General features: G+C 65.5%; 6 protein-coding genes. 2 read left to right on the plus strand and 4 right to left on the minus strand.

Annotated elements, in window-relative coordinates; all coding sequences use genetic code 11:
* Nucleotides 1–27: 27 nt before the first annotated feature.
* From ACZY0B_RS20435 to ACZY0B_RS20445, 3 genes are all read right to left on the minus strand, one after another.
* On the minus strand, nucleotides 28–405 hold the full coding sequence (locus tag ACZY0B_RS20435) for a DUF5073 family protein (RefSeq protein ID WP_463766026.1): 378 nt from the start codon (nucleotides 403–405) through the stop codon (nucleotides 28–30).
* Entirely contained in the window at nucleotides 405–1,190 is a 786-nt protein-coding gene (locus ACZY0B_RS20440) for a heavy metal-binding domain-containing protein (protein WP_463766027.1), read from the minus strand. Before ACZY0B_RS20440 ends, ACZY0B_RS20435 begins: the two co-directional genes overlap by 1 nt.
* 142 nt (nucleotides 1,191–1,332) lie before the next feature.
* Nucleotides 1,333–2,736: a WS/DGAT/MGAT family O-acyltransferase gene (locus ACZY0B_RS20445; RefSeq protein ID WP_463766028.1), complete on the minus strand. Its 1,404-nt coding sequence runs from the start codon at nucleotides 2,734–2,736 to the stop codon at nucleotides 1,333–1,335.
* 332 nt (nucleotides 2,737–3,068) lie between these two features.
* Here ACZY0B_RS20445 and ACZY0B_RS20450 point away from each other — a divergent pair, with 332 nt between their 5' ends.
* Both ACZY0B_RS20450 and ACZY0B_RS20455 read left to right on the plus strand, forming a co-directional pair.
* On the plus strand, nucleotides 3,069–3,767 hold the full coding sequence (locus ACZY0B_RS20450; protein ID WP_463766037.1) for an ABC transporter ATP-binding protein: 699 nt from the start codon (nucleotides 3,069–3,071) through the stop codon (nucleotides 3,765–3,767).
* A complete protein-coding gene (locus tag ACZY0B_RS20455) occupies nucleotides 3,764–6,280 on the plus strand; it encodes an FtsX-like permease family protein (protein ID WP_463766029.1) in 2,517 nt (838 codons plus the stop codon). The genes ACZY0B_RS20450 and ACZY0B_RS20455 overlap by 4 nt, the downstream gene beginning before the upstream one ends.
* 3 nt (nucleotides 6,281–6,283) lie before the next feature.
* Here ACZY0B_RS20455 and ACZY0B_RS20460 read toward each other — a convergent pair.
* Nucleotides 6,284–6,775, minus strand: a 492-nt coding sequence (locus ACZY0B_RS20460; RefSeq protein WP_463766030.1) for a class I SAM-dependent methyltransferase, incomplete at its 5' end; no start/stop codon positions are given.

The following is a 6,775-nucleotide window of genomic DNA, read 5'->3' on the forward strand; positions in this document are numbered from 1 at the left end:
AAAGCATTCTCCCGCCAATTGATTCGCTCAGTAGCGGGGTGCCGCCTCGAGAACCTCGACGGCCGCGTCGATGTTTGGAATGATCAGCGGACCGTAATGGCCAACCACTTGTGCGAGCGCGCGGGCGATATGCGCGCCGACGCCGCCGGCGGGGAGCGCTTCGGAGGCCAGGACGATGCCGTTCACCACGTGGCCGGCGCTCAGGAGCCCATCGGCGGTGACCTCGTAGCGCCAGTCGCCGATCTGCACCCGCTCCGGCTGCGACCGGAAGAGGCCGCGGCGCGCCGGGGTCAGAACGACGCCCGGGACCCCGCAGAACACCCTGACCACTTGCCCGACTCCCCCGGGACCGGCCAGGGCTGCGCCGATGGCGCGGCTGGTCCGCTCATGGTCGAAGCTGGTCATCAGTCACTCATCGGGAGCACGAACGACGGTGTGATGGTCTGCGGTTCGCCGACGCGGCGGACGGCGGTGCCGGCCACGTAGAACTCGACGGTGTGATGTCCCCACGCGTAGTTCGAGATCGCGAAATGCACACCCACGACGCCGTTTCCACCGTCTCGTTCGGCTTCGCTCTGCATACGCGACATGGCCAACTCCCGAGCTTGGTAGCTGCCCTGCGTCCACTGCGGCATCTCGGCGTTGCGCCCCACCTGGCCGAGGGTTCGTAAAAAACCTTGTACGGCAATGTGAAACACGCAGTTACCCATCACAAACGCGACCGGAGCGTACCCGGAGCGCAGCAGGGTGGTCAGATCCTGGCCCGTCAGGTGGCTGGTGAAGGCCTGCCCACTGGGTCGCCGATATGCTCCGGGCTTCTCGGCGTATCGCACGGCGGTTCCGACCGCGATGAATTCGAGGTGCTCACCCTCGCCTTGATGGCGCCATTCGAGGCGGACACCGACCACTCCGTCCGCGCCCAGCACATCGGCCTCCGCCTGCATCCGCGACATCGCATTCCACCGCGCACGGTATGTCGCGTCGGTCAGCACGGGCAGCTCCGATTGCTGCTTGATTCCGGTGAACTGGTAGCCGACGTGATAGACCGACACCCCCATCACAAGCTCCATCGGCTCAAATCCGGCCCCATGCAGCAGTGCGAATTCATTGATCGAAAGATCGGACGTGAATATCTTCCCGGCGTGCGACAGACGTTCGCTGGCGACGGGGTCGAGCGAGTTCGGTTGCATTGTCAAAGGTCCTCCTGCGGTTCGCAGCCAGCGTAGGCCGCGGGGCCTTCGAAGACACGCACAACGTGCGACATCGTCGACCGGACGGGGTGAAGGGTGTCACACCAGCCGGTGGCAGTTCTCGGACTATGCGCCGGCGCGGTCACGCATCCGGCGGGTAGCTGTCGTCGGGGTTGCTGTTGCTGCACTCGAGCAGCTCTTTGAGCGCATCGGGAAAAGCGTCGGCCATGCTCCACAGGTCGGGAAACACGTCAGGACAGGCGATCAGGCCGATCCCGAGTTCTCCGTTGAGCGACATCACGGTGATGTTGAGTCCGGCGTCGCCGATGATCGGTCCGAGCGGGTACATCGCGTCGACCCGGCAACCCAGGAAATACAACTGATCCCTTGGCCCGGGGATATTCGACAGGATCAGGTTGTAGGCGCTGCGGTTGATCGGAATGCGCGGCAGGAGTCGCATCGCCGCGCCAAACATCGTCGGCCCGCCGAACTGCGTCCAGTCGTGCAGCAGCGTGGGTCCCAGGGCCGCGGTGTGCTCTTTGGCGGCGCTGTTTCCTGTGGCGATAGCGCGGATACGTTCGGCGGGATCGCTGATTTGGCTTTCCACCCGGCAGAACATCCAGGTGGTCTGGTTGCGCCCGGGACGGTCGGACTTACCGTGCACCGACACCGGCACGGTGGCCACCAGTGGGTTTTCGGGCAGCTCACCGCGCTCGAGCAGGAATCGCCGCAATACGCCGGCACACAGCGTCACCACCACGTCGTTGATGGTCACCCCGAAGCGGTCCTTGACGCGTTTGATGTCGCGCATATCCAGCTGGGTGTAGGCGATGTTGCGATACCGGGTGACGGAGCCGTTCAACGGGGACGATGGGGCCGAAAATGGTGCTGCCATGGTGCGGCCCTCGCGCGCTCGCAGCACCGTCTGCGCCAGCGTCAGCGCCGTCGCGGGCACCACGGTCGCCAATCGCAACGGGCGTCGGGCAAATCCCATCAGTCCGCTCATCACGATCTGCAAGGGGCTAGCGCCGCCCACACCCTCGACTGCCTGCGGCGCCGGCGCGTCGGGCTCCATGCTGGTCAGGTGGGCCAGCAGGTTGGTGCCCGCGACGCCGTCGACCAGCGCGTGGTGGATCTTGAGCATCACCACGATCACGTCACTATCAGCCCCGCCCTGCAGCAGCCACATCTCCCACAGCGGTCGATCGCGATCGAGGGGCAGCCCCGCGATGTACCCACAGATCTCGGCCCGCTCGCGGCGACCCCCGGGCGCCGGCACACCGACATGCTGCAGATGGTGTTCCAGCCGGAAGTCCTCGTCGTCCACCCACACCGGGTGATCCAGGTTCAGCTGGTTGTCGGCGAGCTTCATCCGGAACTCCGGCACCGCCGCGACGCTCTTCGCCAACGCCGCGCGAAACCCGCCGTATGTGTAGCCTCCCGGCATCGTCGACGTGTCCAACTCCAACACGCAGCAGACGTTCAACGGTTGTGTAGGCGTCTCCAGGTACAGGAAAAACGCATCAAGCCCGCTCAGTCGCTCCATAGCCACCCGCTCGGCTAGTGACTTGGTAAACCCCCCGGCCCTTAGGAGTCTAGATAGCGGAAAAATGCGCGGCTACTCCCCGAGCAGGCGAACTCGGTTAAATTTTGAAGACATACCGCCGCGGTATTGAACGATCGGCGGACGTTTCTTCAATCCCCCGCTCCGTGGCTGTCAGCTGGCTGAACCGAGCACCGCCGAATCTCGTAATACGAGATATCAGCGCCGTGGGCGTCGTATTCGGACAGCGGCCGACGTGCCCTGATTACGTGCGGACTCGCAGGAGGATCATGTTGAGACGAGTCGAAAACTCCGATCGTCCCAAGCACAAGCTGCTGACCATTGAACTGTGTGACGTGGTGCGCGAATACCGGATCGGCGGACAAACGGTGCGCGCTCTCGATGAGATCAGCCTGCGACTCGAGGGCGGTCAGTTCGTGTCGATGGTCGGGCCCTCCGGGGCGGGAAAGAGCACCTTGCTGCATTTGCTCGGCGCGCTGGACTCCCCCGATTCCGGGTCGATCGAATTCGACGGCGACGAAATCGCTCGCCTCAATGACGAACAGCAGTCGCAGTTTCGTCATCATCGCGTCGGCTTCATCTTCCAGTTCTTCAACCTGCTACCAACCCTGTCGGCGTGGGAGAACGTCGCGGTCCCGAAGCTGCTCGACGGCGTGCGGCTGGGTAAGGCCAAGCCCGACGCGATTCGGCTGCTCGAACGTGTCGGCCTCGGACACCGGACCGAGCACCGGCCGGCGGAACTGTCGGGCGGCCAGATGCAGCGCGTGGCCGTAGCGCGCGCATTGATGATGGACCCGCCGTTGATTCTGGCCGACGAACCAACCGGAAACCTCGATTCCACCACGGGCGCTTCGATATTGACGCTGCTCAGCGAGGTCGCGCACGAGGCCGGCCGCGGCCGCCTGGTAGTGATGGTGACCCACAACCCAGAGGCCGCGGAGGCGACGGACCGGGTGATCATGCTGCAGGACGGGCGGGTCGTTTCCAACGAACGATCGGCGGTCCTGGTGTGAGGCCGGGCGCCGCGATAGGTGCTGCGGCGAGCCGGTTACGGGTGTTCAGCCTTCGTGAACTTGCCGTGCACCGGCGACGCACTTTCGCATCGATCGCGGTAATGGCCGTCTCCGCAATGTATTTGGTCGCGGTGTTCGGCATCTTCGGGTCGATCAGCGGATCGGTCAATCGGCTCAGCGATGGGATCGCCGGCATCGCCTCGCTGGAGGTGTCGGGCATCACCGATGCGGGGTTTCCCGACACGATCGCCGCGGATGTCGCGGCGGTTCCCGGGGTGGCCACTGCCGCGCCCATGATCCGGACACCGGTGTCCACGTCGTCGGGGCCGGTTCTGCTGTTCGGTGCCGACGACCGTCTCGCGGCGCTGGGCGGTGCGCTCAAAGACGCCTTGAAAGATGGTGCGGCAGGACAATTGGCGAATCCATCCGGGCCGGCGAACGGAGTCCGCATCGGCCCGGGAATGGGCCGCGTCAAGGGTGAGACATTCCAGCTCGGCTCGGCTTCGGTCACGGTGACCGAAGTGCTTGCCGGCAAAGAGGTCGCGGCTCTCAACGGCGGGAATTACGTGCTTGCGCCACTTCCGTTGGCGCAGAACATCACCGCGAGGCAAGGTCAGCTCGACTCGATCCTGATCACGATCAAGCCGGGTGCCGATCTGGGGCAGGTTCGCTCGGCGGTCACCGCGGCGGTGAACGGGCGCGCCATCGTCGCCGACCCGAGCATGCGCGCCACGCGGGCCGGTGACGGTGTCAAGCTGATGAACTACATGGCCCTGATGGGCGCGATGGTCGCGTTGATGGTCGGCGCCTTCCTGATCTACACCACGATGACCATGGCGATCACCCAGCGCCGGCCGGTCATCTCGATGCTGCGCGCCATCGGCGGTCGGCGCGCCATCATCGTCCGCGACATGCTCGCGGAGGCGGCGATTCTCGGCGTTATCGGCGGTGCCCTCGGGTCGGCCTTGGGAATCCTGCTGGGCCGCAGCGCGATTGGCCGGCTGCCCCCGGCCATGACGCAAGGGCTCGAAGCTCGCATCGAGTACTGGCTACCGAACTACGCGATACCGACCGCCATCGTGACGACCGCGCTTACCAGCGTGGTTGCCTCGGCGATGGCCGCGCGGCAGGTCTACAAGGTCGCACCGATCGAGGCATTGGCACCCGTTGGAGTGTCAGCCGCCGACCGGGTGCCGCGCTGGCTGCGAGTCGCGTGCGGAGTCGGAGCGATCGTCGTGTTCGCGGTGGCGATCATGGCCGTCATCACCCAGCGCGGCGTCCTGGCCTTTGTCGCGATGTCAGCCGTCTTCTCCGCGGAGGTCGCGCTGGGTTTCGCACTCACCGTGCCCATCGTCAACGCCGCGGCCGTAACCGCCCGGATGTTCGGCACCGTCGGCGCCCTTGCCGCGGCGACCATCGAGCGCGCGCCACGACGGGTATGGGCCACGGTCATGACTGTGGTCATCGCGGTCGTCACGACCGTCACTATCACCGGCACGAATGCCGACATGATCCGGTCCGCGCGTTCCATCTTCGCGCCGGTGCTGGATGCCCCGGTGTGGGTGAGCGCGAATCCGCCCGATACCTACCCGACTGATGCTCTGCCGCAGGGACTTTCCGAAAAACTGGCCGCCGTCCCGGGCGTAGCGCACGTTACCGAGGGCGCGTTCGGATTCGCCGAGGTCGGGGGTACGCGAGTGATGCTCGACGGGTTCTCCTCCGGAACCGCCGATCCGCTGTACCGGGCGCTTGGCCAGCACGCACGCGACGATGTGCTCGCCGGTCGCGGTGTCGTGCTTTCGCAGAATTTGGGCAAGACCTTGAACGTTGGAGTGGGCGACCAGCTCCGCATGCAAACGCCGCACGGCGTGCGACAGGCCGCGGTGCTGGCCCTGGTGCCGTATTTCTCGACCGTCATCGGCACGGTCGGCATGGATTTGGATCAAATGCGGGCGTGGTTCGACCGCCCGGTGGCAACCTCCCTGCAGATCGCTGCGGCGCCAGGGGTGGATTCGCATCGCCTGCTGACCGATATCCGCGCGGCTGTGCCCGCGCCAAACTACGTCTACGACGGTCGCGCCGAGTTGGCAGGCCTGGAAGCGCCGATGCATCAGAGCATGTTCATCGCCAACGCCGTCTGGATCATCGTCATGCTGGTGGCCGCGGTCGCGCTGCTCAACACCTTGACGCTCTCCGTGCTTGAACGTCGCCGCGAAATAGGAGTTATGCGCGCGATGGGATCCAGCCGCCGGTTCACCCTGCGGATGGTGCTTGCCGAGGCGGCCGGAATCGGGGTCGTGGGCGGTGTTTTGGGGTTGGTGTTCGGCTGCGCGGACCAGTGGCTGTTCAGCCTGGTCAGCGGCGACATGATGAATTTCCACGTCACCTTCCGGCCGAGCTGGACGGCGTTTGCCTTCACCCTCGGCGCCCTGGCGATCAGCCTGCTTGGATCGGTGCCGCCGGCACGCCGCGCGGCACGACTGAACATCATCGAAGCCGTCGGGGTCGAGTAAGAGCTATTCCACCAGCGTGGCGAATCCCTGCAGATGGGGTTTGCACGGAAACGGCACCGGGGTGCGGATGCTCCGCAATCCCCCGGTATCGAATCCGGCGGCGGCAATGGAATCGACGGTCCGCCTGTTGGGTTCGCAGCCCGCGGCTAACCAGGACCACGGCTTGGCGATCAGATCTTGTAACCGGCCCGTCGCGCCCTCGCCGCGCACATGCTCGAGGACGACCAGCCTGCCTCCCGGCACCAGGACTCGCCGGATCTCGGCGAGCGTCGCGGCGACGTCATCGACCGAGCACAGCACCAGCCCGATATGGACCGAGTCGAAACTGTTGTCGCCGAACGGGATCGACTCACCGGTTCCCTCGACGATGTCGGCGGTAATGCCATGGCGAAGCGCCAGACGAGACGCCATCTGCCGGAATGTGGCCACCGGCTCCACCGCGGAGATCGAGGTCACCGCGGGAGGGACGAACTTCAAGTCGGTTCCCGGTCCGAG

The sequence above is a fragment of the Mycobacterium sp. IDUB_19 genome, assembly GCF_055419445.1.

Excerpts from the sequence above, each read along its gene's own strand:
- ACZY0B_RS20435 (WP_463766026.1), bottom strand. The coding sequence starts at position 405 with ATGACCAGCTTCGACCATGAGCGGACCAGCCGCGCCATCGGCGCAGCC.
- ACZY0B_RS20440 (WP_463766027.1), bottom strand. The coding sequence starts at position 1,190 with ATGCAACCGAACTCGCTCGACCCCGTCGCCAGCGAACGTCTGTCGCAC.
- ACZY0B_RS20445 (WP_463766028.1), bottom strand. The coding sequence starts at position 2,736 with ATGGAGCGACTGAGCGGGCTTGATGCGTTTTTCCTGTACCTGGAGACG.